2 protein-coding genes are annotated in these 1,650 nt (G+C 39.6%); both read left to right on the top strand.

All coding sequences use genetic code 11. The features are described from left to right. Positions 1-235 precede the first annotated feature (235 nt). Positions 236-877, top strand: coding sequence for a tRNA (guanosine(46)-N7)-methyltransferase TrmB (gene trmB / locus G4P69_RS38000; protein ID WP_208344902.1), 642 nt, complete (start codon positions 236-238; stop codon positions 875-877). Positions 878-1,046: 169 nt separating this feature from the next. Further along, positions 1,047-1,400: a hypothetical protein gene (locus G4P69_RS38005; RefSeq protein ID WP_208344901.1), complete on the top strand. Its 354-nt coding sequence runs from the start codon at positions 1,047-1,049 to the stop codon at positions 1,398-1,400. Positions 1,401-1,650 lie beyond the last annotated feature (250 nt).

Raw genomic sequence — 1,650 nt, forward strand, 5'->3', positions numbered from 1 at the left:
AAATATTTGTTGCCAGTACAAAGTTCGATACCGTGCTATATTCGGTTTTAGTTTTTGTTAAAAAACGACCTTAAGAGCAGGCAAATTTGACCAAGATAATCTTTGTAAAGATTGAAGCTTACTTGTTCTTGATACCTGTATCCAATTTGGCTGGGTAAAACCTTTTAAGTCGATTTGATTTGGTTATAATAGCCAAGTAAATAAAAGCTTTATATGCTTACCAGTATGAGGTTATTTGGTGCCTGTTAGAGTTCGTCAACACGTTAATCCATTAGCACAAAAGTATCGAACACCCCTCAATGCACTGGAGTGGGAAAAAATTTATACTCAGCCAAACCAGCCGCTACATATAGATATAGGCTGTGCTAGGGGACGGTTTTTATTAGATATGGCGCAGATAGAACCCAACTGGAATTTTCTTGGTTTGGAAATTCGTGAACCATTAGTACATGACGCTAATAAGTGGCGTGATGAGTTGGGATTGACAAACCTCCACTATTTATTTTGCAATGTGAATAATTCATTGCGTCCACTTTTATCTTCCCTTCCCAACAAAAGTTTAGAACGTGTTACCATTCAGTTTCCTGATCCGTGGTTCAAAACCCGCCATGCTAAGCGGCGAGTGGTACAACCACAATTAGTGGAAGAACTCGCAGATTATTTAGTGTCTGGGGGTGTGGTGTTTTTGCAGTCGGATATTGAGTTTGTCGCAAAGGAGATGTGCGATCGCTTTGCTGCACACCCTGCTTTTCATAATGTCAGTACAGAAAAATGGCTAGCTCAAAACCCGCTACCGGTTTCTACGGAGCGGGAAATCTTCACTCTTAATAAAGGTGAACCTGTTTATCGCGCAATGTTTCAAAAAGTGACAGCTTAAGTTTTTTCTGCATCTAGAGATGGGAATACTAACAGAAAGTACTCACCCCATATTGTAGATGAAAGCTTCATGTATTTTAGCAACAATATTTTTATTAACTAGCTCTCTGCCCACTTTTGCCTATCCCAGCAACTCCCAGCAATGGAAGTGGGACACAGAGAATATAAAAATGTCGGATATTAGATTTAACCCTGAATTTCTTATTTTGTCGGTTCCTGTACAAGATTCAACGGGGACAGAATTTGAGTTGACGGTACAGTGTGGCAATAACCAAAATTCCTACTATCACCAATTGGCATTACAAAGCAAAGTTGAAAAAACCGCAATAGACAAAGATTTGGTAACAACGCTTTGCACTCAAGCTTTTGAAAAGAGAGATGTCTATGTTCAGCAGCTGCTTTCAACTGAAACTTGTAAGCAAATCAACTGGGTATATGGTATCAGCAGCATACCAGTTGCTCTATATGGTGATCTAGCGAGGAAAAAAGATGGCGATCGCAATGGATTTGCTTGTGATTTGTGATACTGAGTTACATTCAAGGTGCGTTACGGCTTTTTATCACGCGTCCAACACTTGATTTACATTTCTTTATATAGATTTTTTAAGGCCAAAGAATGGTTAAATATTGTAAAGGATAATTTTTTTCTTCATGACCGGAGAGCAACACCTTGGGAATAGAATTACGCAGTTTCGTATTTCTTGACAGCCTGCAACCTCAACATGCAGCGTACATGGGAACGGTTGCCCAAGGTTTCTTGCCATTACCGGGAGA

It is taken from the genome of Aetokthonos hydrillicola CCALA 1050 (genome assembly GCF_017591665.1).
GTDB lineage: Bacteria > Cyanobacteriota > Cyanobacteriia > Cyanobacteriales > Nostocaceae > Aetokthonos > Aetokthonos hydrillicola.